The sequence below is a fragment of the Arthrobacter sp. 05L44 genome (assembly GCF_056397605.1).
In genome coordinates, this window is sequence record NZ_JBFTNS010000002.1 from 56,355 (window position 1) to 81,225 (window position 24,871).

Genomic DNA, 24,871 nt, shown 5'->3' on the forward strand with positions numbered 1-24,871 from the left:
GGGTCTTTAGCTCAGCTGGTAGAGCGCCACGTTTACACCGTGGATGTCATCGGTTCGATCCCGGTAGGACCCACCAAGAAAAACCCCGTCACGGCAGGCTGAAACGCTTGCCGGGCGGGGTTTTTTGCTTTCCACCCTTATTCCCCCAGCGACCTAAATGGTATTGTTATCTTATTTATTGGGGGATATGTTGTTTGGTCTGCGATCTTTTTTTGCCAACTTTTGGGTGCCGAAATGCCGCCTGTGTGGGGTTCCTGTTCCGGACGCAGGGGTCCCTTACTGCAAGGAGCAGCACCAGACGGAATTTGAATCCGTCAATGCCTGGTAGCGCGAGGCGTCTGCCAAGACATACTGCCGGGGTTTTTTGCTTGGCTCGGCAGAATGTCGGTGCCCGGCCCTAGTGTCACGGGCATGGAACATGTGATGGTGAAAACCGGCCCGGACGGGCGCCCGGCTGCAGTTGTCCGGGCCGGCCGCGAGTGGGTGGTCGGGGCCGAGCCGGTGCGCTGGTTTGAGCGGGTGAGCTGGTGGGAGGCGGAGCGCCGGATGCCGAAAGGGCTCAGCCGGGTGGACGTCGAGGTGTGGCAGGTCCAGGCGAGGCTGGGCAGGAACGCCGGATCGGCGCTGACCACCATGGAGATCATCAGGGACGGCCTTGGCGGGGGCTGGAGGCTCCGCGGGGCGGTAGCGGACGCGGCGTAGGACTGTGCCGGCTCCGGAGCTCCGGCGCGGAAATCCGCCGGGAATTGGAAAAGCCTTCCACCGCGACTATTGGGGGATGCCGCGGTGGAAGGCTTGCTAGAAATATACCGTGAATGCGTCCAAATGTGAAACGCATTGCGGTTGAATTACGCCATCGTCAGGACAAATGGTGATTGTCCGTGAGGTGCCGGCTCAGGCCGGCCGCGGCTGCTGGACCGGAACAAAGACACGGGGCTGGTCCTTCCACGTGGGTTCCATGTCGGCAATCGTTTCGCGCATGATCTTGTTGGACGCCTCCCGGGCCGCCACCCCATTGCCCGAGGCGATCGACTCCGCCACATCCACGTGCCACTGCAGCGCCGAAGTCCGTGGATGGTCCGGCATCAGGCCGTGGACGGTGCGTCCGGTCAGCGTCTCGGCAACCTGGCCCACCATGTTGGCAAACATTTCATTGCCGGAACCGGTCAGCAGCAGCGAATGGAACTGGATGTCCAGATCCAGGAATTTTTGCACGTCCCCGGCCATGCCGGCCTCCCGCATGGCATAGGAGGTTTCCACCAGCTGGCTGCGGAGCTCGTCCGGGGCGTTGCCCGCGGCCAGTTCGGCGGCCACCGGCTCGACGGCGGTGCGCAGCTCGGCAAGGGAGCGCAGCTGTGCTCCGCGGCCCTCGCCGGCGAGGCGCCAGCGGATCACGAGCGGGTCGAAGGGGTTCCAGCGGCTGGCGGGCAGCACCCGGATACCCACGCGCTTGATGGTCTCGACCAGGCCGAGGGACTGCAGCACACGGACAGCCTCGCGGACCACCGAACGGGAGACCTTTAGCTCGTCCTCGAGGTGCTCGGCCAGCATTACGTGGCCGGCCGGGAGGTCGCCGGCGATGATACGGGTGCCCAGGTGCTCAATGGCGCGGTGATGGAGGCTGGTCGACATAGTCGTAAGCATAGTGGCGCTGGCCGCTGCTCCCGCGGCTACACCGCACCGGCCGACGTAAACATAGACTGTTTATGACGCGACGTATTCCGCCACGTGGGCGCTGCTTTCCAGCTGTCCGCGGAAATACATATGGTTTATCGACAGCCACCGTTTCCAAGAAGCGTGTTCCGCAGCAAGCGCGGGACGAACTGCACTCGATGCACAGAATGAATTGGAGTTTTGATGTCAGCACACATCGGTGTCACCGGCCTTGCGGTGATGGGGGCCAACCTGGCCCGGAACCTGGCTCGCAATGGCTTCACCGTTGCCCTGCACAACCGATCCGTGGAGAAGACCGACGCGCTCCTGGAGAAGCACGGCAAGGACGGTGATTTCGTCCGCACGGAAACCCTGCAGGAACTCGTCGACTCCCTGGAGAAACCGCGCCGGGTGCTGATCATGGTCAAGGCCGGCAAGCCCGTGGACTCCGTGATTGAGCAGCTCGAACCGCTGCTGGAGCCGGGCGACATCATCATCGACGCCGGCAACTCCCACTACGAGGACACCCGCCGCCGCGAGGCTGCACTGGCCAAGAAGGATCTGCACTTCGTCGGCATCGGTGTGTCCGGCGGCGAAGAGGGCGCCCTCAACGGCCCCTCGATCATGCCCGGCGGCTCCAAGGAGTCCTACGAGGCGCTCGGCCCGCTGCTGGAAAAGATCGCTGCCCACGTCGACGGCCAGCCCTGCTGCGCCTGGATCGGTACCGACGGCGCCGGCCACTTCGTCAAGATGGTCCACAACGGCATCGAATACGCCGACATGCAGGTCATCGGCGAGGCCTTCGACCTGTTGCGCTCCGGCGCGGGCCTCGAACCGGCCGAGCAGTCGAAGATCTTCGCCGAGTGGAACAAGGGCGAGCTCGCCTCGTTCCTGATCGAAATCTCCGCCGAGGTCCTCGGCCATGTGGACGCCAAGACCGGCAAGCCGTTCGTCGACGTCGTGGTGGACGCCGCCGGCCAGAAGGGCACCGGCCGCTGGACGGTCATCTCCGCCCTCGAACTGGGATCCCCGACGTCGGGCATCGCCGAATCTGTCTTCGCTCGCGCCCTGTCCTCCCAGTCGGAGCAGCGCAAGCTGGCCCAGGACCTGCTCGCCGGCGGGGAAGCCGCCGTCGAGGTCCCGGAGACCTTCGTCGAGGACGTCCGGCAGGCGCTGTACGCCTCCAAGCTGGTCTCCTACGCGCAGGGCCTGGACATGCTCACCTCCGCCGCCAAGGAGTACGGCTGGGACCTGAAGCTGGACGAGATCGCCTCGCTGTGGCGCGGCGGCTGCATCATCCGTGCTGAGCTGCTGAAGGAAATCACCAAGGCCTACGCGGCCGACGAGAAGCCCGCCAACCTGCTGTTCGCCCCGGCGTTCACGAAGGCCATTGGCGAGGTCCTGCCGGCGTGGCGCCGCGTGGTGGCCACCGCCGTGCAGCTCGGGATCCCGGTGCCGGTGTTCTCCTCCTCGCTGGCGTACTACGACGGCCTGCGCCGCAAGCGCCTCCCGGCCGCCGTGATCCAGGGACAGCGCGACCTGTTCGGCGCCCACACCTACGGGCGCATCGACACCGAGGGCACGTTCCACACCCTGTGGGGCGAGGACAAGTCCGAAATCGAGGCCGTGGACACGCACTAGACCACGCCGTCAGCGGTCCGGCGGCCGGCGCTTCCCGATACTGTGGGAGCGCCGGCCGTTCGCGTTTCCGGTCCAGGCACCCGCCAGGCGCCCCCACGCTGCCAACTTTCAAGGAGTCCGCTCATGACCCAGCCCGTCGCTTTTGTCACCGGGGCGTCCACCGGCATCGGCTACGAGGCCGCCCGGAAACTCGCCGCCCGCGGGTTCACCGTCTACGCCGGCGCCCGGCGGGTGGAGAAGATGGAGCCGTTGAAAGCCGACGGCGTCCGGACCCTGCCGCTTGACGTGACTGATGAGGCGTCAATGAGTGCCGCCGTCGGCCACGTCCTGGCAGCCCATGGCCGGATTGACGTCCTGGTCAACAACGCCGGCTACGGGTCCTACGGTTCGCTGGAGGAGGTTGCGCTGGAGGAGGGCAGGCGGCAGTTCGATGTCAACGTCTTCGGCCTGGCGCGTATGACGCAGCTGGTGTTGCCGGCGATGCGGGCCGCCGGCCGGGGCAGGATCATCAACATCTCCTCCATCGGCGGAAAGATGTACGAGCCGCTGGGTTCCTGGTATCACGCCACCAAGTTCGCCGTCGAGGGCCTCAGCGATTCCCTGCGGGTGGAGCTCAAACCGCATGGCATCGACGTGTCCATCATCGAACCGGGCGGAACCCAGTCGGAGTGGGGCGGTATCTCCGCCGAGGGGCTCCTGGCCAGCTCGGGGTCGGGACCCTACGCGGCGCAAGCCAGGGTAGTGGCTGCCGCGCTGGGTTCCACGGACGGGTCGGCGCTGTCCTCGCACCCGGCGGTCATCGCGGACGCGATCGTCCATGCCGCCACGTCCCCGCGACCCAGGACACGCTACCCGGTGGGTAAAGGGGCACGGGCGATCCTGCTGCTGCGCAGGCTGCTCCCGGACCGCGTCTTCGACGTCGTGCTCTGGAACATTTACAAGCGGTTCCCGGGGTAGGTGTAGACCTAGCGGGCGCGGGCGCCCGGCCCGGACCTCAAACCGGGCCCGGACCTCAACCCGGGCCCGGGGGAGCCGCCGGGCTCAGATCCGGTATTCGATCAGGTATTCCGCCGGGTCGACGGCGGGCTTGGTCTCGCGCTGGGCGTCCCGGTGCCGCCACGTGGCCGGCACCCCGGTGAGGATGGATTCGGCCGGCGCGTCCTTGACCACCACGGCGTTGGCGCCGATGGCGCTGTCCCGGCCGATTGTGATGGGGCCGAGGACCTTGGCGCCCGCGCCGATGACCACGCGGTCCTCGATGGTGGGGTGGCGTTTGATCTTGGCCAGCGAACGGCCGCCCAGGGTGACGCCGTGGTAGATCATCACGTCCTCGCCGATCTCGGCGGTCTCCCCGATCACCACACCCATGCCGTGATCAATGAAGAAGCGGCGGCCGATGGTGGCGCCGGGGTGGATCTCAATGCCGGTCAGGAAGCGGGCCAGCTGGGAGATCAGCCGCGCAGGGAAGCGCAGCGACGGGTTCTGCCAGAGCCGGTGCGTCACGCGGTGGGCCCAGATCGCGTGCAGGCCCGAGTAGGCAAAGAAGTTCTCAAAAGAACCTCGCGCCGCCGGGTCGTGGGACCGGGCGGCGTCGAGGTCTTCTTTCAGCCTTGCGAAGAAGCTCACAAAGACCTTTCTACGAAATCTGGAAGCGGCTGGACTTAGCCGCGGATGTCGTCGTACAGGACGGTGGAGATGTAGCGCTCCCCGAAGTCGCAGACAACGGCAACAATCAGTTTACCGGCGTTCTCGGGACGCTTGGCGACCTCCAGGGCAGCCCAGACGATCGCGCCGGAGGAGATGCCGCCCAGGATGCCTTCCCGGACGCCGAGGTCGCGGGCCACGCGGACGGAGTCCTCCAGGGCCGCGTCGATGACCTCGTCGTAGACGTTGGTGTCCAGGATGTCCGGGACGAAGTTGGCGCCCAGGCCCTGGATCTTGTGCGGACCGGGAGCGCCGCCGTTGAGGATGGCCGAATCCTTGGGCTCGACGGCGATGACCTGCACGTCCGGGTTGCGCTCCTTGAGCACCTGCCCGACGCCGGTGACCGTGCCGCCGGTGCCGACGCCGGCAACGAAGATGTCCACCTTGCCGTCGGTATCGGCCCAGATTTCCTCAGCGGTGGTCCGGCGGTGCACCTCGGGGTTGGCCTCGTTGGCGAACTGCTGCGCCCAGATGGAGTTCTCCGTGTTGGCGACGATGTCCTGGGCTTTCTCCACGGCTCCGCGCATGCCCTCGGACCCCGGGGTCAGCACAATCTCGGCACCGTAGGCGCGCAGCATAACGCGGCGTTCCGTGGACATGGTCTCCGGCATGGTGAGGATGACCTTGTAGCCGCGGGCTGCGCCCACCATCGCCAGGGCAATGCCGGTGTTGCCCGAGGTTCCCTCGACAATGGTGCCGCCGGGCTTGAGCGCACCGGACTTCTCCGCCGCATCGATGATGGCAACGCCGATCCGGTCCTTGACGCTGTTGGCCGGGTTGTAGAACTCGAGCTTGACCGCCACAGTGGCGTTCAGGCCTTCGCTCAACCGGTTGAGGCGGACCAGCGGAGTGCCGCCGACCAGCTGGGTAACATCGTCATAGATCCGTGCCATGGGTATGTGTGCCTGTCTGTGAGGGGGAAATCTAAGGTCAGCCTAACGAGGGCGCTCTGGCCCTAGCTAAGCATTAAGCCATGCAGAGTAATATTTCCTGGCCTTCGCCAGCTTCGGGTTGATGATCACCTGGCAGTACCCCTGGTCGGGGTATTTCGCGTAGTAGTCCTGGTGGAAATCCTCGGCCACGTGGAAGACCGGAAGCCGGCTCACTTCGGTGACAATCGGGTTCGACCACAGCTCCTGGTTCCGGTCGATCGCTTCCTCGAACAGGATCTTCTCTTCGGTGGTCTCATAGAACATGGAGGACCGGTACTGGGTGCCGACGTCGTAGCCCTGGCGGTTCAAGGTGGTCGGATCGTGCAGGGCGAAGAACATGTCGAGGATGACCTCGGCCGGGATGATGTCCTCGTCAAAGGTCACGGCCACCACCTCGGCGTGGCCGGTGGTGCCCGAGCAGACTGAGTAGTAATCGGGGTTGCGGTCATGGCCTCCGGTGTAGCCAGAAACCACCGAGCTCACACCCTTGGTCTTTTGGTAGACGGCGTCGAGGCACCAGAAGCAGCCCCCGCCGAGGACGAAAGTTCTCATGTCCTGTTCAATGGACGAACCCGCCGGATCATTCCCGAACCCGGCATTTCCCGCGTCCTCGTGACTCCGCGCTGGGACGTCCCGGCCGCCGGATAGGGTAAAAATGAGGTTATGGAACCTGAGAACACCGACGTTTCAGCGCAGCCTTCCGACGCCGAGAGTTCCGGTGCGGCCGCCACGCTGGGCATGATCCTGCTGGCCGTCGAGGAACTCTGGCCCGAATCACTCGCCGAGTCATGGGACGAGGTGGGCCTGGTGGCCGGGCACCCGTCGGCAGAGGTATCCAAGATCCTCTTCGCCGTGGACCCCAGCCTCGAGGTCATCGAGGAAGCCGTCGACTGGGGCGCGGACCTGCTGATCACCCACCACCCCCTGTTACTTAAAGGCGTCACGTCCGTGGCTGCCAACACCCCCAAGGGCAAGGCGGTGCACCGCCTGATCGAGACTGGTACAGCGCTGCTGACCGTCCACACGAACGGTGATTCCGCCGTCGGGGGAGTCTCCGATGTGCTCGCCGACACCCTCGGCCTGCAGGACGTAATGCCACTGACCCCTGCGGCGGACGGTCTTCCCGAGGAAGGGATCGGCCGGGTCGGGGACCTTGCCGACGTCCAGACGCTGGGGGACTTTGCCGCCCGGGTCTTCGGCATCCTGCCGTCCGTGGCCGGCGGGGTTCGGGTGTCCGGTGACCGGGACGGCCTGGTCCGCCGGGTTGCCCTGTGCGGGGGAGCCGGGGACTCGCTGTTCAACGAGGTCCGTGCGAGCAACGCCGATGTTTACCTGACCGCGGACCTGCGCCACCATCCGGCGTCCGAGGCCCGCGAAGCGGCCGTCAATGACCGGCCGTACCTGATCGATGTCTCGCACTTCGCCAGCGAGTGGCTGTGGCTGCCGGCGGCCGCGGATGCGCTCGGGAACGTCCTGGCTGACCAGGGGCACGACATCGAAATCCGGGTCAGCACCACCAACAGCGACCCGTGGGACTTCATCCTGACTCCCGGCTAGGCGATAGAGTCTAGGAAGCGCCAGTACGGTGCCCGGCTCCGGCCGGTAAGTGAACACGCGGAGGAAATAGTGGCCAAGGCAGCACCGGCGGAACAGATGAAGTTGCTCGAACTGCAGGGACTCGACGCCAAGCTCAAGTCTCTGTCGAACCGCCGCCGCAGCCTTGAAAGCGACTCCCGGATCACCGACCTTGAGGCGGCCCTCAGCATCGCCATGGGCGAGCTCGGTGCCGCGAAGGTAGCCGTCCACGACGCCGAACTGGAACTCAAGCGGGCCGAGGCCGACGTCGAACAGGTCGCCTCCCGCATTGAACGCGACGAGGCCCGGCTCAACAGCGGCACCGGGCTGTCCAAAGACCTGGTGGCCCTGCAGCGGGACATCGCCTCGCTGAACAAGCGCCGCTCGGACCTTGAGGACGTCGAGCTCGAAGTCCTGGAGCGGCTGGATGCACTGCGTCTCCGCCAGGCAGCGCAGCAGCAGATCGTCGACGACATCCAGGGCTCGTTCGGCAGCATCCGCGCCGAACTGGACGAGCAGCTGGCCGAGGTCGCGGCCGAAACCACCGTGGTGCGCGGCCAGCGTGCCGAGTTCGCGGACGGACTGGATGCGGCAATGCTCGCGGTCTACGACAAAACCCTCGCCAAGCGCGGAGTCGGCGCCGCCCGGCTCTTCCACGGCACCTCGGAGGGATCCGGCATGCAGCTGAGCCCCGGCGACCTCGCGGAGATCAAGGCCGCTGCCGAGGACGACATTGTTTTCTGCCCCGACTCCGGCTGCATCCTGGTCCGCTCCGCCGAGTGGGCCTAGCCGGCGCAGGTCAGGACTAGCCGGGCAGAATGAGGTTCAGGGTGTGCGGCTTGCGGGCCGTGCCCCCCACCAGCTCCGCGGACCACTTCTCGGCGGCTGCCTGCTGCAGTTGCGCCGGAGTCTGCGGCGCCTTGCCGCGCCGGGCCAGCAAGTGCCGGGCCAGTTCGCCACGGGTGTGCTTGGCGAAGTGGCTAACCACTTTGCGGACCCCGTCCACCTCCGTGAAGACGTTCACGGCCACGGTCTGCTCCGGCGGGGGTGCCCACGCCGCGGTGTAGGTGCTGGAGCGGCAGTCAACAATGAGCTCGTCCGCCGTTTCGGCGGCCAGCGCCGCCGTGAGCTGCGGCTTCCAGAACGAAGCGAGGCGTCCGACGTCGGGGAGGGCAGTGCCCATCGACAGCCGGTAGGCCGGGACCCGGTCCGCGAACCGGATGGCGCCCCAGAGCGCGGAAATCACCACCACCGACTCATCGGCTTTCTGGCGCTGCCGCGGAGTCAGAGAGCGGTAGCCCAGAGCGTCGTACAAAACTCCGGAGTACACCCGGTGCGCCGGGGCCGCCGGCTCGGCGTGCAGCCGGGTGTTGCGTTCGACGTCGGCCGTCAGCGAGGCGCCGACCCCCAGCAGCGCGAGGGCGTCGTGGTGGGCGCTGACCGTACCGAGCGCTTCGAGGACGCGCGCCCGGTGGGCATTCAGGGCGGGGAAGCTGAGCGAGTCCGGGTCGACGGGGGCGCCTCCGGTTGCGGGGGTCTTACCTTCGGACGGGGGCAGCAGAATCAGCACCGTACGATCCTACCGGCGGGCGGGTGCCGGTCAGGCGACCGTGGGCGCGGTCAGGCTACCTTGGGCGGCGCGGCCGGGATAGGGGTTGGTGCGTGCGCCGGGGCGACGGCGGGGGCCTGGAGCTGTGCGGCAGCCCCGGCCGCCCGGGTCTCCCGGGCCAGGAACGCGGAGAGTTCGCCGATGGTGCTCATCAGCGGGGCAGGGAAGACCACCGTGGAGTTCTTGTCGACGGCGATTTCCACGAGGGACTGTAGATTCCGCAGCTGCAGCGCCAGCGGGTGGGCCATCATCATGTCCGAGGCTTCCCCGAGGGCTGCCGCCGCGATTGCCTCGCCCTCGGCGGCGATGATTTTGGCCCGCTTCTCCCGCTCCGCCTCGGCCTGCCGGGCCATGGCGCGCTTCATACTCTCCGGCAGTTGGATGTCCTTGAGCTCCACGAGCGTCACTTCGACGCCCCACTCCAGCGTCAGGGCGTCCAGGATCTCGCGGATATCGCTGTTGATGTGCTCGGTCTCCGAGAGTGTCTGGTCGAGGCTGTGCCGGCCAACAACCTTCCGCAGCGTGGTCTGCGCGATCTGGTTGATGGCGGCGGCCACGTTCTCGATCGCCACGACCGACTTCACGGCATCGATCACGCGGTAATAGGCGACGGCGGAGATGTCCACGCTGACGTTGTCCTGCGTGATGATGCCCTGGGACTGGATCGGCATGGTCACAATCCGGAGGCTGACCAGCTGGAGGCGGTCGATCACCGGAATGATCAGCCGCAGGCCCGGCATACGGACCCCGATGACCCGGCCCAGCCGGAAAAGCACGCCTTGCTCGTACTGGCGGACAATCCGGATCGACATCCGGGCCGCGGCGACCAGCAGCACCGCGATAAGAAGCCATACGACGATTGCGGTCAGACCCATCCGGATCGCTTCCTTTATCTGACGGGATTGCTGCTTCAATTCTCCCACCGGCGGGGCGAAAAGGCGCCGGTCAGGCCGGCCGCCGGGGGACCCGTAGAATGTACTGCGGATGGGTTGACCAGGCGGCCGCGCGCCTTGCAAGTGGCTCGAGGAACGTCCGGGCTCCGCAGGGCAGGGTGGTGGGTAACGCCCACTCGGGGTAACCCGCAGGCCAGTGCCACAGAGAACAGACCGCCTGTACCGCGCCGTGTCCGCACGGCGGGGGAGCAGGTAAGGGTGAAACGGTGGTGTAAGAGACCACCAGCTTCCCGGGTGACCGGGAAGGCTAGGTAAACCCCACCCGGAGCAAGGCCAGACAGGACACGTTTGAGGGCTGCCCGCCCGAGTGTCCGGGTAGGCTGCTGGAGGGCGTCGGCAACGGCGTCCGTAGATGGATGGCCGCTACTCCCGCGCCGGTAACAGCGCGGGAACACAGAACCCGGCGTATCGGTCAACCCATCCCACCCAACGAAAAAGGGCTGGCACCATCTGGTGCCAGCCCTTCTCGTTTAAGGCGTTAGGAGTGGATTAGGCCTTCGCCTTCCGCTTCACCCAGCCCCACGCCGCCGTGGCGACGAACAGGACCAGGCCGATGATGGCCAGCCAGATCAGGCCCTTAACGACGAAGCCCAGGATCGAGAGGATAAGCCAGATGACAAGTAGTGCAACGATGAGTCCCATCTGGACATCCTATGTCATGCGCCGCGCGGTGGCGTGTGAGTGATTTCACGCTTCCCCCGGCCCGCATGGCCACCGTGCCAGCCTAGAATGGAGACTGAACGTAGATGTTCTGCCACCGGGTCTGCGTTCGCAGCCGGTGGCTTTTTCTTTGCGCTCCATAAAGGTGCGCGGGGTGGACCGAATCCCCGCAGCGCCAAGGGTTCCGGAGATCCACCGGCAGCCGACTTCCGCATACGAGGACGTATGTGGTGGATTTTAGGAAGGTAGTTCTGTGAGCCAGACGTCAGATTCTTGTCTTGATACGTGGATGGGCCGGGAGGCGCTCGCCGAGGCCATGATTCCGGTCATCGGCCGGCTGTACCGCGAGAACAACGTGGTGACCTCCATCCACGGTCGGAGCCTGATCAACAAGTCCACCATGAACATCCTGAAGGCGCACCGCTTCGCCCGCCGGATGAGCAAGGAGGAGCTGCGCCTCGAAGAGACGGCCCCGCTCCTTGACGCCCTCACCCAGCTGGACCTCGGCGCCGCAGCGATCGACATCGCCCGCCTGACCGAGAAGTACCGTGCCGAGGGCGACGGCGTCAGCCTCGACGAATTCCTCCGGGCCGAGCTCGCAGACGTCGTCGGTAAGCGCGGCGGCGATGACCGCACCAGCACCGACGTCGTCCTCTACGGCTTCGGCCGTATCGGCCGGCTCCTGGCCCGCCTCCTGATCGAAAAGGCCGGTGGCGGTCACGGGCTGCGCCTGCGCGCGATCGTGGTGCGCCGCGGCTCGGACAACGACCTCACCAAGCGCGCCAGCCTGCTGCGCCGCGACTCGGTCCACGGTTCCTTCGAAGGCACCATCAAGGTGGACCTCGAGAACGACACCATCACGGCCAACGGCGTCCAGATCCAGGTCATCTACTCGGACAACCCGGCCACCGTGGACTACACCGCCTACGGCATCCACGACGCACTGGTGGTTGACAACACCGGCCGCTGGCGCGACGCGGAGGGCCTGTCGCAGCACCTCCAGAGCAAGGGTGCGGCCCGCGTCCTCCTCACGGCGCCCGGCAAGGGCGAACTGAAGAACATCGTGCACGGCATCAACCACGCCACGATTACCGACTCGGACACGATCGTCTCCGCGGCGTCCTGCACCACCAACGCCATCACCCCGGTGCTGAAGGCCATCAACGACCGCTACGGCGTGGTGCACGGGCACGTGGAAACGGTTCACTCGTTCACCAACGACCAGAACCTGATCGACAACTTCCACAAGGGTGACCGCCGCGGCCGCTCCGCCGCGCTGAACATGGTCATCACCGAAACCGGTGCGGCCAAGGCCGTGGCCAAGGCCCTGCCCGAACTCCTCGGCAAGCTCACCGGCAGCTCCATCCGCGTCCCCACCCCGGATGTGTCGCTGGCCATCCTGAACCTGAGCCTCGAAAACGGCACCACCAAGGATGAGGTCAACGACTACCTCCGGGAGATGTCGCTGCACTCCGAGCTGCGCAAGCAGATCGACTACATCGATTCCCCCGAGGTGGTCTCCACCGACTTCGTCGGCTCCCGCCGCGCAGGCATCGTCGACGGCCTGGCCACCATCTCCAACGAAAAGAACCTCGTGCTGTACGTCTGGTACGACAACGAGTTCGGCTACAGCTGCCAGGTTGTCCGCGTGATGGAGGAAATGGCCGGCGTGAACCCGCCGTCGTTCCCGGCCAAGGATGCCGTGGCCACGCTTGAGGCCGCCGGCCTTCCGGTCGAGGTCGGATAACTCCTTTTGGTGACTTTCCCGGCCGGTCGCTGGAATCGGCCGGGAAAGGGAACCACAATGGAGCCATGGAACAGAACTCGGCTGTGGAGCACGAAACCACCCTGGAACACGCACTCGACATTGCGCGGGGCAACGCCAAGGAAGCCAAGCGCCTCCTTGACGACGCCCGCGCCAAGCGCGAGGCGGGAGAGGTCGACGACGCGCGGGTGCACCAACTCGAAGCTCTGCTGAACGTCGCCGAGGAAGACCTCCGCCGGGTCACCAAGGAGCAGTAAGGGCAGTCGGCCCACCGGCCGCGACCGGCGGGGGCCCGCCCCGCGACTTGTCCCGCACACTGTGGACAACCGGGCCGACGTCGGCGCTCCTGCCTAGGCTGGGCGGGTGCAGCAACCCTACCTACAGGCGGTCCGTCGGTGACCGCCACGTGGCTCGGCTACCGGCTGGCCCGGCGCCGGTCCCGGCAGGCCTGGGCGCTGCTCGCCGCTGCCGTGCTGGCCATCCTTGGAACGCTTGCCTGGTTCTTCACCGCCGGGCAGTTCGACCTCGCCGAGCCGCGGTCCGCCGGACCCACCGAGGCGCCCGTGCTTGCACCGGGCTGGATGAAGGCCGTGGCATCCGTTGCGGCAGTGCCCGCCGGCCGCGCCGCGGACGTACTGGAGTCCCTCCCGGTCAGGGACCGGGCCGCCGCCGACAACTACGACAGGACCGCTTTCGGCCAGGCCTGGCTCGACGTCGACCGCAACGGCTGCGATACCCGCAATGACATCCTGCGCCGCGACCTGGCCGGTGCCCGTTTCACCGATGGATCACGCTGCCGGATCGGGACGGGATCCTTCCTGGAGCCCTACACGGGACGCACGGTGGTATTCCAGCGCGGAGCCGCCTCCAGCAAAGCCGTGCAAATCGACCACGTCGTGGCACTCGGGGACGCATGGCAGAAGGGCGCCCAGCTGCTGAGCCCCGAGCAGCGGCAGCATCTTGCGAACGATCCACTGAACCTGATCGCGGTGGACGGCCAGGCCAATCAGGACAAAAGCGCTTCCGATGCCGCCACCTGGCTGCCGCCAAACAGAGCGTTCCGCTGCCACTACGTAGCCCGGCAAATCTCGGTCAAAGCTGCCTACGCCCTGTGGGTGTCACCGGCCGAAAAGGAGGCGATGAAGCGGGTTCTCGATGGCTGTCCGGCCCAGCAAAGCATTGTCCCGCGCTGACCGGAGTCACCCCTGTTCCGCAGCTCATTGACAGCCGTGCTCCGCGGGTCTACGACTGGGAATGTCAGGTGCGGCCCACGATTCGAGGAGCAGGAAATGGCTTACGGAGTTGTGCACTTTTTCCCCGGGGGGACCAAAGAACAGTACGAGGCCTCCATCGCCGCGGTTCACCCGGGCGAAGGCCAGTTGCCCGAAGGGCAGATCTTCCACGCCGGCGGCGAGTCGGCGGGCGGCTGGACAATCATGGCGGTCCACGATTCAAAAGAAAGCTGGGAGAAATTCCGTGACGGCACCCTGATGCCGGCAATGCAGGCAGGCATCCAGGGCGGATTCGCGGCGCCGCCGGAGGAGACCGTGGTTGACCTGTATAAAGTGCTGCCTTAGCCGGCCGCCTCAGCCAAGCACGGAGAATGCGCACCAGGCGGCAACCAGCAGGACCATCACCAGCATCGGGACGTTCCATCCCGAGATCACGGTGGCGTTTGCGGAAGCCGCTCCGGTGTGACCGGCCCCCGGGTCAACGATACCGGACGCCTGCCGTGCGTCGTGCCAGGCACGTACGATCGCGTCCCGGCTTTCCGGGGCCGGGGACTGGCTCATTCGTTCGTTGGATGGGAGCATCCCTGGGGGACGCTCCTTCCAGTCCCGGGCCTGGTTGAATCCGGCGCCGAAGGCGCTGGGCGGCGTTGGGGCACCCCAGCTGACGTATTTCCTGCCGGCCGCTTTCACGGTCACTGTGTAACGGACCTCGACGTCGTCCACGGCGGCGAAGGGGATGCGGTGCCGGCGGAGGCCGTTGAGCAGTTCAAACGCGCCGGCGTCGATGATCAGGCGGGGCTGCCACTGCGTCAGGTAGACCAGCAATGAGGCTGCCGCCAGCCACGGAGCTGCTGCCGCGGCCGGGCCACTCTTCCCGTCGGCCAGGAGCCAGCCGACGGCGAGCACGCTTCCGGCCCACACGGCCAGCGCGACGTACCGTCCGGACGGCTCTTTGAAGCTGCGCCGCACCGGACCTGACAATGTTCTGGTTTCCCCCATGCGCCCATCATGCCAGCGGTGCGGGGATTTCGGACCTAAGCGCCGACGGCTTGGGCGGCGAGTTCACTTTCCAGCCGCTCGACGTCGTCCCGGCGGCAGAGCTCCGTGGCCCGGGTCATGACGGTCGCGCTTCCGGCGGCAACGGCGGAGCGGAACGCCTCGGCCGGTCCGCGGCCCTGGGCCAGACGAGCCGTCGGACACCAGGGCCATGGCCGCATCCAGTTCGCCCTGTTGGCCCTCCAGCTCCGTCCCGAAGTGCAGCCCGAGCTCCCGCCGGCTGGGTTTGACCAGGAATACGCCTTCGGCCAGTGCCGCGGCCAGGGCCGGTCCGGACGCATCCACCACACAGCGCGCTCCCTGCTCGCGGGCCAGCCTCGATATCTCAGCGTAGAAGGTGTGCGGCACCCCGGGTGGAAGGCTCCCGCTGGCCACGACGTAGCCGCCCGGCTGGATCGAGTCGGCCACCAGTGCCAGGCACAGCCGCCATTCGGGTTCGCTCAACTCCGGCCCCTGCAGGACGAAGCGGAACTGTTTCCCGCTGGAGGTCTCATCGACCGTGAAGTCCTGGCGGGTGCTGCCCAGGACGGGGACCACCAGGGACGGCAGCCGTTCCGCCTCGATCAGCCGCCGGTATGCCTCGCCGGTGGGCCCGCCCGCGGTGTAGACCGCCAGCGGCCGGCCGCCGAGGCGTTGGATCACGCGGGCCACGTTGACCCCGCCGCCCCCGGGGTCGAGGCGGCTGGGCCCGCACCGGAGCTTGTGGCCGCTGGAGACTACGTCGGTGGTGGTGCTGACATCGAGGGCCGGGTTGATCGTGACAGTGAGGATAGGCTGCGCCGGCGTGGAGGCTTCCATGGGCCCAGCATAGGAGCAGTCCGACGGCGTGTCCCCGGGCCGGTATCCCCTTGTGGGCACCCGGTCGCTCCGCAAGACTGGGCGCGACGGGGCCCGGGGCGCGACGGGGCCCGAGAGGGACGGTGACCCGTCACGACCGAGGCGGGATGCATGGCACACACCAAAGGCAGCAACGGCAAGACTGGCAACGGCAAGACCGACGCCGGTAAGGCCGGCCCGGATACCGCGCCCGCGCACCCGGGACGGGCGCCGCGGCGTCCGGCCCGCCTGCCGCTGGAAGTCTACGAAGCCGAACTCGCCCGGCTGCAGGCCGAGCTGGTCGCGCTGCAGGAATGGGTCCGCAGCACCGGGGCGCGGGTGCTGGTGATATTCGAGGGCCGGGATGCCGCCGGTAAGGGCAGCGCCATCAAACGGGTCACCGAGTACCTGAACCCCCGCGTCGCGAGGATCGTCGCGCTCCCGGCACCCACCGAAAGGGAGCGCGGCGAATGGTATTTCCAGCGCTACGTGGAGCACCTCCCGGCCGCGGGGGAAATAGTGCTGATGGACCGGTCCTGGTACAACCGCGCCGGCGTCGAGCGCGTTATGGGGTTTTGCACACCGGCGGAGCACAAACGGTTTATGGCCCAGTGCCCTGTGTTCGAGCGCCTGCTGATCCAGGACGGCATCCTGATGTTCAAGTACTGGTTCTCCATCAGCCACGCCGAACAGGAACGGCGCTTTAAATCCCGGCTGGAAGACCCGCTGCGGCAGTGGAAGCTCTCACCCATGGACAGGGAGGCCATCCTGCGCTGGGAGGACTATTCGCGGGCCAAGGACGACATGTTCGTTCAGACTGATACCGCCGAATCACCCTGGTTCGTGGTGGAAGCCGAGGACAAGCGCCGGGCCAGGATCAACATGATCGCGCACCTGCTGGCAAGCATCGACTACGTCGAGGTCCGGTCGGAGCCGGTCACCCTGCCGGCGAGGCCCCGTGCCGTGAACTACACCCGGCCGCCGCGGGACCTCTTCCGCTACGTTCCGGACCATGCCGCAAGCCTGCAGAAGCCGGCCGGCCGGGAATCCACGCCGCCGGGATAAACCCCGCCGGCAGGAACCCCGGCCCGCCGTCAGTGGCCGAAGGGGTCGGGATCCACGCCCGGCATCCAGGTCAAGCCCGGGACACCCCAGCCGCTCTTCTTGGCCTGCTTCATGGCCTTGCGGGAGTAGCGGTCGATCAGCCGGTTGACGTACAGCTTCCCGTCGAGGTGATCGAATTCGTGCTGGATCACGCGCGCGAACCAGCCGGTGGCTTCAAATTCCAGCGGGTTGCCGTCGCCGTCGAAGCCCTGCACCCGCGCCCACTCGGCACGCTTGAGCGGGTAGTGGCCGCCGGGGAAGGACAGGCACCCTTCCTCTTCCTCATCCGGGTCCGGCAGTGCGCCTGAGACCTTGGAGAGCGTCAGCACCGGATTGACGACGACGCCGGCCGGCGGGGCGCCGTCGTCGTTGGCGTATTTGTAAACAAAGAGCCGCTTCCCCACACCGATCTGGGGTGCGGCGAGGCCCACACCGTTGGCGGCGTCGTTGGTTTCGAACATGTCCGCGATCAGGGTGCGGAGTTCGTCGTCGAAGACCTCAACCTCGGCGGCGCGCCGGTGCAGGACGGGCTCGCCCCAGATCGTGATGGGAAGGACTGTCATATCGGGTGGTTCCTTTGGTGCGGTTGGCGGCGCGGGTCAGTCGGCGATGGTGCGGCCGACGACGTCGCGCATGATCTCGTTGGTGCCGCCGAAGATGGGCAGCAGGCGGGCGGCGAGGTATGCCTGCGCCACGGGGTATTCCAGGATGTAGCCGTAGCCGCCGTGCAGCTGCAGGCACCGGTCGGTGACGGACTTGGCCCGTTCCGAGGCCCAGAGCTTGGCACGGGCCGCAGACGCGGCGTCCAGCTCGCCGGCGTTGAACGCCTGGACCGCCCGGTCCACGTACCCCTCGGTCACCTCGACCTCGGTGAGGAGGTCCGCCAGCTCGAAGCGGCTGTTCTGGAAATCGATGATGCGCTCGCCGAAGGCGTTGCGGTCCGTGGTGTAGGTCACCGTTGCCTCGTAAATAGCGCGGGCGACGGCGGAACTGGCGACGGCGATGGCCAGCCGGCCCTGAGGGAGCTGTTCGGCCGCGTACTGCAGGCCCTTGCCCTCCTCACCGACGAGATCCCCGTGCGGCACCCGGACGTTGTCGAAGAACAGTTCGGCGGTGTCGGAGGCTTTCAGCCCCATCTTGTCCAGCTGGCGGCCCGCGGTGTAGCCCTCAGCCTTGCGCACCATAAAGAGCGAGAAGGCGTCGCGGCCACCCCGGCCGGATCCGCCGTCGGTGCGGGCCAGGACCAGGGACGCGTCCCCGGAGACGCCGTTGCCGATGAAGGTCTTCTGGCCGGTGATCAGCCAGTCGTCGCCGTCGCGCAGGGCCTTGGTCCGGATACCCCGCAGGTCCGACCCTGCCCCGGGCTCGGTCCAGGCCACCGACGTGATGGTCTCACCGGAAACCATGCCCGGTAGCCAGCGCGACTTCAGGTCATCCGAGCCGTAGGCCAGCAGGTGGGGGAGGACCATGTCATCGTGCAAGTGGAAGGCCAGCCCGACCGCGAGGTGGTTGCTCTTGGCGAATTCCTCGTCCAAGACCGCGCGAAAGCGGTAGTCGGACATGCCCAGCCCGCCGAACTCCTCGGGAACGGCGAGGCCCAGCAGGCCCTGTTCGCCGGCTGCGGTCCACAGCGAGCGGGGCATGATGTGGTCCTGGTCCCACTGGCTGTAATGCGGGGCCACTGCCCGGGCGTTGAACTCCGCCGCCATCTCACGGAACATCTCGTGGTCTTCTTCAAAGAGCTGGCGCTGCATCGCGGTTCCTTCCGTGCACGGTCAACACTGGACAGATAACAAGTGGCAGGCAGCCCGGCAAACAGCAAAGGCCGCACCGGATAACCGGTGCGGCCTTTGGCAAGGTCGGACAATTCTGCCGTCCTTGGTGAGGGTGAGCGACGGGGGTTGAACCCGCGACCTCCTGGACCACAACCAGGCGCTCTGCCAACTGAGCTACGCCCACCATGTGCCCGTCAAACCTTCCGGCGGACCGGCGTCTGAAAAGGCAACGACAAATAGCTTACCTGCTGTTCGGGGGTGGTTTTGCCACTTTCGGCGAATTTGCCGAAATTTTCCCCAAACGTGGTGGAGATTACTCCGCCGATGCGTTTGCCGGGGTGTCCGCGGGGGTCTCGGCGGGGGCCATGACGGACTTGGCGATCCGCTGCGCTGTCGCGCTGTCCGGCCCGGGAGCCGGGACGAAGACCGCCTCCCGGTAGTAGCGGAGCTCGTCGATCGAGTCCTTGATGTCGCCAAGGGCGCGGTGGCCGCCCATTTTGGCGGGGGACTGGAAGTACGCCCGGGCGTACCAGCGCCGGGAGAGTTCCTTGATGGTGCTGACATCGATCACGCGGTAGTGCAGGTGCTCCACCAGTTCCGGCATGTCGCGGACCAGGAACACCCGGTCTGTGCCCACGGAGTTGCCGCCCAGCGGGGCCTTTTTGGGATCCGGGACCCACTTTTTGATGTACTCCAGCACCAGGTCCTGGGCTTCGGCCATGGTTTTGCCGTGCGGCAGCTCCGCCAGCAGCCCGGAGCGGGTGTGCATGTCGCGCACGAAGTCGTTCATTTGGGCCAGCGCGGCGTCGTCCGGTTTGATCACGACGTCGACGCCGTCGCCGAGGATGTTCAGCTCCGAGTCCGTCACCAGCGCCGCCACCTCGATGAGGGCGTCGTTCTTGGAGTCCAGGCCGGTCATTTCGCAGTCGATCCACACGATGCGTTCATTAGATATAGGCACCCGCCCAGCCTACCGTTCCGCCGCCGCAGAGAGGTCCGGTGCTAGGCTTTCGAATACGCGGCCGTCGAAAAACTTCGTCATCGCGGCTTGCCCCATGGCCGGATTTCCGGACCATCTGCGGGGATCAAAGCAGCCCACAACAGATTGGACGATCCTGAGATGACGGCGCCTGTACCTGCGGCGGGGAAGACAGCCGCCGGTGCATCCCGCACCGCTACCGAGGCGGTGGCCGCGGACGTGGACAACGCCCGGTCGCCGATCCTGGCCGGGTTCGTGGGCTCCGTCTTTATGGCCATTGGTTCCCTCGGCGTCGGCTGGCTCGCGCCGGTCTCCGAGCTGCGCCGCCTGCCGCTGTTCATCTGGATGCGTACCGAGGCTGTCGGCGTCGGGCTCAGCATTGTGCTCCTGGCCGTCGGCGGCATGCTGCTGGTCCGTGCCTGGCTGCGGCTGGGGCAGCGGGTACGCACCTGGGGCACAGGTGCGCGGAAGGCAACGCTGCTGGCCGTGACCGCGTGGGGGCTGCCCATGATGGTTTCCGTTCCTTTGTTCAGCCGGGACGTCTACGCCTACATCGGCCAGGGCCGGCTGATGGTGGAGGGGTTCAACCCGTACGAGAACGGCATCTCGGCGCTGTCCAACTATTTCCAGCTGGGCGCGGACAAGATGTGGACGGAGGCGCCTGTGCCCTACGGGCAGCTGTTCCTCTGGATCGAGCAGTTTGTTGTCTGGTCCACCAACGTGCAGCCCGAGGCGAGCATCATGCTGTTCCGCCTCGCCGCCCTGGTCGGCATTGTCCTGTGCATGATCTACGTGCCCAAACTTGCAGTACTCCACGGCGTGAACCCGCACCGCGCCCTCTGGCTCACCGCGGCCAACCCGCTGTTTCTGACCAACTTCATCGCCAGCGTGCACAACGACGCCCTGATGATCGGACTCGCCCTGGCGGGGCTCTACTACTGCGCGACCAAGCGGGTACCGCTCGGCCTGGTGCTGGTGGTGCTCTCCATCTCCGTCAAGCCCATCACCATTGTCTTCCTGCCGTTCATCGGCCTCCTGTGGGCAGGAAAGAACGCCAGCTGGCCCCGCAAGTTCGTCTTCTGGGCGCTGACTGCCGGGCTCAGCCTCGGCATGCTCTACGCGATGAGCCTGGTGAACGGCTTCGGTTTCGGCTGGATCAACGGGCTCTCCGCCCCGGGCAGCATCTGGATCTGGTATGCGCCAGTGGGCCTGCTCGGGCTGATCGTCGCCTCGATCCTCAACGCCTTCAGCCTCGACGGCTGGGGGATCGCCAAGTGGGTCTACGACGCCGGAAAGCTGCTGGCGCTGGGAATCGTCGGCTGGCAGATCTTCCGCGGCGACTTCGACCGCCTGATGCGCCGCCTGACCCTCGCCTTCGCCGCCGTCGTCTTCCTGGCGCCGATGATCCAGTCCTGGTACGTCGTCTGGCTCATCCCGCTTTTCGCAGTCACCGGCATCCGGGACGACTGGCAGGTCAAAGCGGTGTACTTTATGGTCTCGTTCTTTATGGTCTACGCCATCTCGGACCAGTTGGAGGTCTTCCCCTACCTGCAGACCGACGATCTCGGCCTGGCCTTGGCGCTCGCCCGCAACGCGGCAGCGATCATCGCCCTGCTTTTCGCCCTCTATCTGATCTTCCTCGACCCTAAGACGAAGCAGCTGTTCAGCAAGCCCTCGGAACCTGTCACTACCCGGCCGGTCATCTGATCTTGCGCAGCGCCTCCCTGCGCCACAGCGGGCTCAGGCGTCCACCGTGGTGCTGCACGAAGCCACGCACCGGTCGATCGCCGCATAACGTTCCTCGTGCCGTCGTGCCTGGCGGCATCCTGAGGGCGGTCTCCTGCAGCTCGGCCAATGAACCGGGCGGCAACTGCCTGGCGGCATCCTTGACGGTTCTGCGGAGCGCTGGCACCCGGACGCCGAACCATGGCATCTCTGACTTCAGAAACTGCTGCGCCGCCGCGGCCCGCACCGGATCCGACGCCGCCTGAAGGGCCGAACGGACGGCAGCAACCAGGTCGGCGTTCGCCATGCGTCCGCGCCTGTCATCCTGATGAGCTCAGCGGCCCGAGCTTTGGCCTGCAAGGCGCTTGCGCTGCCGGTGCGTGGCCAACCGGAGCTGGATGATCCGTGCCGCTCCGGCAATAGCCACCAGGATCCCGCCGCCGACCGCGGCGATAAAGAGTGCCACACCCAGCGGGACGGATCCCTCAAGGCCGAAGAACCGCACCTGGACGTAGGCCTGGTTCTGCAGGATAAAGACGATCAGGAGGACCAGCACCACCAGGGCGGCGGCGACGGCGGTCCAGACCATTCCGGCCCGGGTCACCCTGTGCGGCTCCGGGCGGCCGGTGCCGTTTCCCGGCGTGCTGGTGTCCGGCGAGGGCCGTCGGTCGACAGCGAGTGGGTCGGCGGCGAGTGGGTCCGCCGGGGCGCCGACCGCCGGATCGGTGCCCACTGCGGCGCGGTCAGCCGCATCAACCTGCCCCGGCGATCCGCCGGGAGCGACTTGTGTCACCGGTGGAGCGGAGGGCACGTCGTAGGGATCCTGGGAGTCCTGGGAATCAAATCCGCGGGGCGTCTGCGTCATGGTGGCCGTACCTTTCGGTTGCGGGCGGGCCGCGAGGAAATTCACTGCGGCCCCTTCTGTCACCACAATACTAAGCCTGCTTAGGGCTTCGGGGCAGGTCCAGCCAGCCGCGCTGTTTGCCGGTGGCGCCTGCTGGCGGGAATCCAGGCTGTTGGCAGCGCGCCATGGACGGTATAGCGTCACTGCCAAGGGATGCCCGGAGCGTGCGGGTCAGCGGAGGAGGCACTGCCGTGACCATCGTCGATAACGCGGTGTATGTGGACGGATACCGGACCGCTGATCCGGAGGATCTGGATGAGACGTATTTCGTCCTGCGGCAGCGGCAGGGGATGGCGTGGATCGGGCTCTACCGCCCCGATGCTGCGGAACTCCGCTCGGTGGCGGACGAGTTCGACCTGAACCATCTGGCTGTCGAGGACGCCCTGGCCGGCCACCAGCGCGCCAAACTCGAACACTACGGCGACACCAACTTCCTCGTCCTCCGGCCCGCCCGGTACCTGGACGACGTGGAGAAGGTCCAGTTCGGCGAGATCCACGTCTTTACCGGCCCGGACTTCGTCGTTACTGTGCGCCGGGCTGAATCACCGGACCTGGCGCGGGTCCGCCGCCGGATGGAATCCCAGCCGGAGTTCCTGGCGCTCGGTCCGGATGCTGTGCTGTACGCCATCGTGGACCAGGTGGTCGACGAGTATGAACCGGTCGCCGCCGGGCTGGAGAACGACGTCGACGAGATTGAAGACGATCTTTTCGCCGCCGACCCCGGTGTTTCCCGGCGGATCTACGAACTCTCACGGCAGGTCATCATGTTTCAGCGGGCGACGGCGCCGCTGGCCGCGATGCTGCAGTCGCTCCGCGTGGGCAGTCCCGATCGCGTACCTGAGACCGAATTGCAGGATCATTTTCGGGACGTCCTGGACCACGTCCTGCGGTTGGGCGAACGTATCGCCGCGTTCCGTGCCTTGCTGCAGAACGCGCTCGCCGTCAACGCCGCGCTGGTGGCGCAGCGGCAAAACGATGAAATGCGGCTGCTGACCGAATCGAGCATCGCGCAGAACGAACAAACAAAGCGGATCTCCTCCTGGGCAGCAATCCTCTTCGCCCCGACGCTGATTGCCTCCATCTACGGGATGAACTTCCGTCTGATGCCCGAACTGGACTGGTATTTCGGCTATCCGATGGCCCTGGGCCTGATGCTCCTGATGGGCGGAATCCTTTACCTGACGTTCAGGCACAACAAGTGGATCTGACGGCGGCGTAGCCCGGGCCGGCGTCGCGCCCGCACTTTGCTTGGTGCACCGGCGAAAAAATGCGGTCCTGGACCGCGGATGACCGCGACCAGGACCGCACGTTGCGCCCCAGGAGGGAATCGAACCCCCGACCGGCGGATTAGAAGGCCGCTGCTCTATCCCCTGAGCTACTGGGGCACTTACGGCTTGGCCGGCTGCTGCCGGATACGCCTCAAGAAGTTTACAGTGCCGGGCGCACCCCGCCGGCCGGGCCGCGCACGGGCCGCGCACGGGCCGCGCACTGGCCGCCTGTCCGGCTTTGTCCCTGCGCCACGGGTTTTCCACATAGCGGGTGATGACCCTGCCGCCGCCGCTGGCCTGGCGCGAAGCTGGAACTGCCTGCAAGGGCAGGACCATTCCAGACAGGACTATGGGAGAGAGGACAACGTAATGAATGACAGCATCACCGTCCGCGGCTTCGTTGCCACGGAGATCAAGAGTTCGACGACGCCGGGCGGGGTTGCCACCGCCTCCTTCAGGCTGGGCTCCACGGAGCGCCGGTTCGACCGCTCAGCCAACGCCTGGGTGGACGGCAACACCAACTGGTTCACGGTTCAGGGCTATCGCCAGCTCGCCGGAAACATGGGCTGCAGCATCAGGAAAGGCCAACGGGTCATCATCGTGGGACGGCTCAAGATGCGCAGCTGGGAGAAGGAAGGGCGGATCCACCATGTGGCCGAAATCGACGCGGAGTCCGTTGGCCACGACCTGATGTGGGGCTCGGCCAACTTCACCCGCACGGCAGGCGCCGGCCCCATGCCGGGCCAGGACGCGGCAGTCCAGGAACGCCCGGGCGGCGACGACGCCGGTCACGACGACGCCCGGGGCCCGGACGACGCCGCCCACGACGCAGACTCCGATGCCGATTCAGGCGCCGGAGGGAGCGGGGGCGACGACCTGGACTTTGACGCCGAGACGGGCGAAGTGCGGGAGGCCGCCGCCTAAGCAGAACGGGCCTGCACCCGTGGCAGAATTGCCGCGTGAGACGAGCCGGAACAAGCCTGGGACAGCGCTCGCTCCTCCCTGCGTTTGGGGCGTGCCTGCTGTTGCTCGCTGCGGTCCCGGGTTGCTCGCCGGCCATAGGCGGCTCCGGGGCCGGGGAACCAGCCGGCACTGCGCCCGCGGCCCAAGTCCCGTCGCAGCCAGGGCCGTCGTCCCCAACCCCGTCATCGTCCACAACCCCAGGCCCCGCTGTGACCGCGGCCGCGGCGCGAGTCCAGACGGTGCTGGCGCAGCTGGCGTCCGGAAACAGCAGACCCCAAACAGAGCAAATACGGGCTGCCCTCACCGGGGCCGGTTTCCCGGCCGGCGACCTCGAGGTGACGGCGAGCCGTACTCCCACCGGACTCGACGCCGACGCCGTGGAAGCGGCGGTCCGGCGGGGGCGGGAGTGCATTGTTGCGCAGCTTCGAAATGGCGGGGTAACTGTGGCGGTACTCCCGGTCCTCGCCGATGGCCGGTGCTTCGCGGGTTCGCCGGTCTAGGGCCGCTTCCTGCGGCCGGCAGGCCGGTGCCCCGATGACAGGGACGAAATGTGAGTT

General features: G+C 66.7%; 28 protein-coding genes, 3 tRNA genes and 1 other RNA gene. 16 read left to right on the top strand and 16 right to left on the bottom strand.

Annotated features, from left to right (window positions below; all coding sequences use genetic code 11):
- Together AC1DHY_RS05500 and AC1DHY_RS05505 are read left to right on the top strand one after the other, a co-directional pair.
- Positions 1-76, top strand: a tRNA-Val gene (locus tag AC1DHY_RS05500).
- 335 nt (positions 77-411) lie between these two features.
- Positions 412-702: a hypothetical protein gene (locus tag AC1DHY_RS05505; protein WP_476903286.1), complete on the top strand. Its 291-nt coding sequence runs from the start codon at positions 412-414 to the stop codon at positions 700-702.
- Between the two features lie 192 nt (positions 703-894).
- Here the strand turns inward: AC1DHY_RS05505 and AC1DHY_RS05510 are convergent, their stop codons facing one another.
- Positions 895-1,632 carry a FadR/GntR family transcriptional regulator gene (locus tag AC1DHY_RS05510; protein WP_476880405.1) on the bottom strand — a complete coding sequence of 246 codons (738 nt, stop codon included), beginning with the start codon at positions 1,630-1,632 and terminating at the stop codon, positions 895-897.
- Positions 1,633-1,857: 225 nt separating this feature from the next.
- On the opposite strand from AC1DHY_RS05510, the gene gndA reads away from it, so the two are divergent.
- Both gndA and AC1DHY_RS05520 read left to right on the top strand, forming a co-directional pair.
- Positions 1,858-3,294 carry an NADP-dependent phosphogluconate dehydrogenase gene (gndA, locus tag AC1DHY_RS05515; RefSeq protein WP_476903287.1) on the top strand — a complete coding sequence of 479 codons (1,437 nt, stop codon included), beginning with the start codon at positions 1,858-1,860 and terminating at the stop codon, positions 3,292-3,294.
- Positions 3,295-3,417: 123 nt separating this feature from the next.
- Positions 3,418-4,251, top strand: a complete 834-nt coding sequence (locus AC1DHY_RS05520) for an oxidoreductase (protein ID WP_476880407.1) — start codon at positions 3,418-3,420, stop codon at positions 4,249-4,251.
- 84 nt (positions 4,252-4,335) lie between these two features.
- Here AC1DHY_RS05520 and epsC read toward each other — a convergent pair whose 3' ends face one another.
- The 3 genes from epsC to msrA form a co-directional block, all read right to left on the bottom strand.
- Positions 4,336-4,920: a serine O-acetyltransferase EpsC gene (epsC, locus tag AC1DHY_RS05525; protein WP_476903288.1), complete on the bottom strand. Its 585-nt coding sequence runs from the start codon at positions 4,918-4,920 to the stop codon at positions 4,336-4,338.
- Positions 4,921-4,955: 35 nt separating this feature from the next.
- Complete coding sequence (gene cysK / locus AC1DHY_RS05530) at positions 4,956-5,891, bottom strand: cysteine synthase A (RefSeq protein WP_476903289.1); 936 nt, start codon at positions 5,889-5,891, stop codon at positions 4,956-4,958.
- Positions 5,892-5,957: 66 nt separating this feature from the next.
- Positions 5,958-6,482 (bottom strand): peptide-methionine (S)-S-oxide reductase MsrA, encoded by a 525-nt coding sequence (gene msrA, locus AC1DHY_RS05535; RefSeq protein ID WP_476903290.1) that lies wholly within the window; start codon positions 6,480-6,482, stop codon positions 5,958-5,960.
- 111 nt (positions 6,483-6,593) lie between these two features.
- On the opposite strand from msrA, the gene AC1DHY_RS05540 reads away from it, so the two are divergent.
- Positions 6,594-7,487 (top strand): Nif3-like dinuclear metal center hexameric protein, encoded by an 894-nt coding sequence (locus AC1DHY_RS05540; RefSeq protein ID WP_476879912.1) that lies wholly within the window; start codon positions 6,594-6,596, stop codon positions 7,485-7,487.
- 69 nt (positions 7,488-7,556) lie between these two features.
- A complete protein-coding gene (locus AC1DHY_RS05545; protein WP_476879911.1) occupies positions 7,557-8,294 on the top strand; it encodes a zinc ribbon domain-containing protein in 738 nt (245 codons plus the stop codon).
- Between the two features lie 16 nt (positions 8,295-8,310).
- Here AC1DHY_RS05545 and AC1DHY_RS05550 read toward each other — a convergent pair whose 3' ends face one another.
- Entirely contained in the window at positions 8,311-9,075 is a 765-nt protein-coding gene (locus tag AC1DHY_RS05550) for a YaaA family protein (RefSeq protein WP_476879910.1), read from the bottom strand.
- A gap of 50 nt (positions 9,076-9,125) precedes the next feature.
- Positions 9,126-9,989 carry an SPFH domain-containing protein gene (locus tag AC1DHY_RS05555; protein WP_476879909.1) on the bottom strand — a complete coding sequence of 288 codons (864 nt, stop codon included), beginning with the start codon at positions 9,987-9,989 and terminating at the stop codon, positions 9,126-9,128.
- Positions 9,990-10,099: 110 nt separating this feature from the next.
- On the opposite strand from AC1DHY_RS05555, the gene rnpB reads away from it, so the two are divergent.
- Positions 10,100-10,491: RNase P RNA component class A (gene rnpB, locus AC1DHY_RS05560), an RNA gene on the top strand.
- Positions 10,492-10,556: 65 nt separating this feature from the next.
- Here rnpB and AC1DHY_RS05565 read toward each other — a convergent pair.
- Positions 10,557-10,709: an LPXTG cell wall anchor domain-containing protein gene (locus tag AC1DHY_RS05565; protein ID WP_138769055.1), complete on the bottom strand. Its 153-nt coding sequence runs from the start codon at positions 10,707-10,709 to the stop codon at positions 10,557-10,559.
- A 271-nt stretch (positions 10,710-10,980) separates the two neighbouring features.
- On the opposite strand from AC1DHY_RS05565, the gene AC1DHY_RS05570 reads away from it, so the two are divergent.
- The 4 genes from AC1DHY_RS05570 to AC1DHY_RS05585 all read left to right on the top strand — a co-directional run bounded on the left by AC1DHY_RS05570 (position 10,981) and on the right by AC1DHY_RS05585 (position 14,069).
- Positions 10,981-12,474, top strand: a complete 1,494-nt coding sequence (locus AC1DHY_RS05570; RefSeq protein ID WP_476903291.1) for a glyceraldehyde-3-phosphate dehydrogenase — start codon at positions 10,981-10,983, stop codon at positions 12,472-12,474.
- A 65-nt stretch (positions 12,475-12,539) separates the two neighbouring features.
- On the top strand, positions 12,540-12,749 hold the full coding sequence (locus tag AC1DHY_RS05575; RefSeq protein WP_476878766.1) for a hypothetical protein: 210 nt from the start codon (positions 12,540-12,542) through the stop codon (positions 12,747-12,749).
- Positions 12,750-12,887: 138 nt separating this feature from the next.
- Positions 12,888-13,685, top strand: coding sequence for an HNH endonuclease family protein (locus AC1DHY_RS05580; protein ID WP_476878765.1), 798 nt, complete (start codon positions 12,888-12,890; stop codon positions 13,683-13,685).
- 96 nt (positions 13,686-13,781) lie between these two features.
- A complete protein-coding gene (locus tag AC1DHY_RS05585) occupies positions 13,782-14,069 on the top strand; it encodes a hypothetical protein (protein WP_476903292.1) in 288 nt (95 codons plus the stop codon).
- A gap of 9 nt (positions 14,070-14,078) precedes the next feature.
- On the opposite strand, the gene AC1DHY_RS05590 is transcribed toward AC1DHY_RS05585, so the two are convergent.
- Positions 14,079-14,723, bottom strand: coding sequence for a hypothetical protein (locus AC1DHY_RS05590; protein WP_476878763.1), 645 nt, complete (start codon positions 14,721-14,723; stop codon positions 14,079-14,081).
- Positions 14,724-14,786: 63 nt separating this feature from the next.
- The gene (locus tag AC1DHY_RS05595; protein WP_476878762.1) at positions 14,787-15,578 is read right to left on the bottom strand and encodes a 1-phosphofructokinase family hexose kinase; all 792 of its coding nucleotides are present in this window, start codon (positions 15,576-15,578) and stop codon (positions 14,787-14,789) included.
- 150 nt (positions 15,579-15,728) lie between these two features.
- Here AC1DHY_RS05595 and ppk2 point away from each other — a divergent pair, with 150 nt between their 5' ends.
- Positions 15,729-16,661: a polyphosphate kinase 2 gene (gene ppk2 / locus AC1DHY_RS05600; protein WP_476903293.1), complete on the top strand. Its 933-nt coding sequence runs from the start codon at positions 15,729-15,731 to the stop codon at positions 16,659-16,661.
- Between the two features lie 29 nt (positions 16,662-16,690).
- Here the strand turns inward: ppk2 and def are convergent, their stop codons facing one another.
- The 4 genes from def to orn form a co-directional block, all read right to left on the bottom strand.
- A complete protein-coding gene (def, locus tag AC1DHY_RS05605) occupies positions 16,691-17,263 on the bottom strand; it encodes a peptide deformylase (protein ID WP_476878760.1) in 573 nt (190 codons plus the stop codon).
- A gap of 36 nt (positions 17,264-17,299) precedes the next feature.
- Positions 17,300-18,454, bottom strand: a complete 1,155-nt coding sequence (locus AC1DHY_RS05610; RefSeq protein ID WP_476878759.1) for an acyl-CoA dehydrogenase family protein — start codon at positions 18,452-18,454, stop codon at positions 17,300-17,302.
- Positions 18,455-18,586: 132 nt separating this feature from the next.
- Positions 18,587-18,659, bottom strand: a tRNA-His gene (locus tag AC1DHY_RS05615).
- A 129-nt stretch (positions 18,660-18,788) separates the two neighbouring features.
- Entirely contained in the window at positions 18,789-19,436 is a 648-nt protein-coding gene (gene orn, locus AC1DHY_RS05620; protein WP_476878758.1) for an oligoribonuclease, read from the bottom strand.
- Positions 19,437-19,595: 159 nt separating this feature from the next.
- Here orn and mptB point away from each other — a divergent pair, with 159 nt between their 5' ends.
- Entirely contained in the window at positions 19,596-21,161 is a 1,566-nt protein-coding gene (mptB, locus tag AC1DHY_RS05625; protein ID WP_476878757.1) for a polyprenol phosphomannose-dependent alpha 1,6 mannosyltransferase MptB, read from the top strand.
- On the opposite strand, the gene AC1DHY_RS05630 is transcribed toward mptB, so the two are convergent.
- On the bottom strand, positions 21,154-21,486 hold the full coding sequence (locus AC1DHY_RS05630) for a DNA alkylation repair protein (RefSeq protein WP_476878756.1): 333 nt from the start codon (positions 21,484-21,486) through the stop codon (positions 21,154-21,156). The two genes, mptB and AC1DHY_RS05630, sit on opposite strands and share 8 nt — an antisense overlap.
- 27 nt (positions 21,487-21,513) lie before the next feature.
- Entirely contained in the window at positions 21,514-22,044 is a 531-nt protein-coding gene (locus AC1DHY_RS05635; protein WP_476878755.1) for a LapA family protein, read from the bottom strand.
- A 230-nt stretch (positions 22,045-22,274) separates the two neighbouring features.
- Between AC1DHY_RS05635 and AC1DHY_RS05640 the strand changes: the two genes are divergently transcribed.
- Positions 22,275-23,291, top strand: a complete 1,017-nt coding sequence (locus AC1DHY_RS05640; protein WP_476878754.1) for a magnesium and cobalt transport protein CorA — start codon at positions 22,275-22,277, stop codon at positions 23,289-23,291.
- 104 nt (positions 23,292-23,395) lie between these two features.
- Here AC1DHY_RS05640 and AC1DHY_RS05645 read toward each other — a convergent pair.
- Positions 23,396-23,468, bottom strand: a tRNA-Arg gene (locus AC1DHY_RS05645).
- Between the two features lie 252 nt (positions 23,469-23,720).
- On the opposite strand from AC1DHY_RS05645, the gene AC1DHY_RS05650 reads away from it, so the two are divergent.
- A complete protein-coding gene (locus AC1DHY_RS05650) occupies positions 23,721-24,275 on the top strand; it encodes a single-stranded DNA-binding protein (protein ID WP_476878753.1) in 555 nt (184 codons plus the stop codon).
- Between the two features lie 278 nt (positions 24,276-24,553).
- Positions 24,554-24,814 (top strand): DUF6993 domain-containing protein, encoded by a 261-nt coding sequence (locus AC1DHY_RS05655; RefSeq protein ID WP_476903475.1) that lies wholly within the window; start codon positions 24,554-24,556, stop codon positions 24,812-24,814.
- Positions 24,815-24,871 lie beyond the last annotated feature (57 nt).

What these genes read in the sequence shown, in the direction of transcription:
- AC1DHY_RS05505 (WP_476903286.1), top strand. Translation starts at nt 412, where the DNA reads ATGGAACATGTGATGGTGAAAACCGGCCCGGACGGGCGCCCGGCTGCA.
- AC1DHY_RS05510 (WP_476880405.1), bottom strand. Translation starts at nt 1,632, where the DNA reads ATGTCGACCAGCCTCCATCACCGCGCCATTGAGCACCTGGGCACCCGT.
- gndA (WP_476903287.1), top strand. Translation starts at nt 1,858, where the DNA reads ATGTCAGCACACATCGGTGTCACCGGCCTTGCGGTGATGGGGGCCAAC.
- AC1DHY_RS05520 (WP_476880407.1), top strand. Translation starts at nt 3,418, where the DNA reads ATGACCCAGCCCGTCGCTTTTGTCACCGGGGCGTCCACCGGCATCGGC.
- cysK (WP_476903289.1), bottom strand. Translation starts at nt 5,891, where the DNA reads ATGGCACGGATCTATGACGATGTTACCCAGCTGGTCGGCGGCACTCCG.
- msrA (WP_476903290.1), bottom strand. Translation starts at nt 6,482, where the DNA reads ATGAGAACTTTCGTCCTCGGCGGGGGCTGCTTCTGGTGCCTCGACGCC.
- AC1DHY_RS05540 (WP_476879912.1), top strand. Translation starts at nt 6,594, where the DNA reads ATGGAACCTGAGAACACCGACGTTTCAGCGCAGCCTTCCGACGCCGAG.
- AC1DHY_RS05555 (WP_476879909.1), bottom strand. Translation starts at nt 9,989, where the DNA reads ATGGGTCTGACCGCAATCGTCGTATGGCTTCTTATCGCGGTGCTGCTG.
- AC1DHY_RS05565 (WP_138769055.1), bottom strand. Translation starts at nt 10,709, where the DNA reads ATGGGACTCATCGTTGCACTACTTGTCATCTGGCTTATCCTCTCGATC.
- AC1DHY_RS05575 (WP_476878766.1), top strand. Translation starts at nt 12,540, where the DNA reads ATGGAACAGAACTCGGCTGTGGAGCACGAAACCACCCTGGAACACGCA.
- AC1DHY_RS05585 (WP_476903292.1), top strand. Translation starts at nt 13,782, where the DNA reads ATGGCTTACGGAGTTGTGCACTTTTTCCCCGGGGGGACCAAAGAACAG.
- AC1DHY_RS05590 (WP_476878763.1), bottom strand. Translation starts at nt 14,723, where the DNA reads ATGGGGGAAACCAGAACATTGTCAGGTCCGGTGCGGCGCAGCTTCAAA.
- AC1DHY_RS05595 (WP_476878762.1), bottom strand. Translation starts at nt 15,578, where the DNA reads ATGGAAGCCTCCACGCCGGCGCAGCCTATCCTCACTGTCACGATCAAC.
- ppk2 (WP_476903293.1), top strand. Translation starts at nt 15,729, where the DNA reads ATGGCACACACCAAAGGCAGCAACGGCAAGACTGGCAACGGCAAGACC.
- def (WP_476878760.1), bottom strand. Translation starts at nt 17,263, where the DNA reads ATGACAGTCCTTCCCATCACGATCTGGGGCGAGCCCGTCCTGCACCGG.
- AC1DHY_RS05610 (WP_476878759.1), bottom strand. Translation starts at nt 18,454, where the DNA reads ATGCAGCGCCAGCTCTTTGAAGAAGACCACGAGATGTTCCGTGAGATG.
- mptB (WP_476878757.1), top strand. Translation starts at nt 19,596, where the DNA reads ATGACGGCGCCTGTACCTGCGGCGGGGAAGACAGCCGCCGGTGCATCC.
- AC1DHY_RS05630 (WP_476878756.1), bottom strand. Translation starts at nt 21,486, where the DNA reads ATGGCGAACGCCGACCTGGTTGCTGCCGTCCGTTCGGCCCTTCAGGCG.
- AC1DHY_RS05635 (WP_476878755.1), bottom strand. Translation starts at nt 22,044, where the DNA reads ATGACGCAGACGCCCCGCGGATTTGATTCCCAGGACTCCCAGGATCCC.
- AC1DHY_RS05650 (WP_476878753.1), top strand. Translation starts at nt 23,721, where the DNA reads ATGAATGACAGCATCACCGTCCGCGGCTTCGTTGCCACGGAGATCAAG.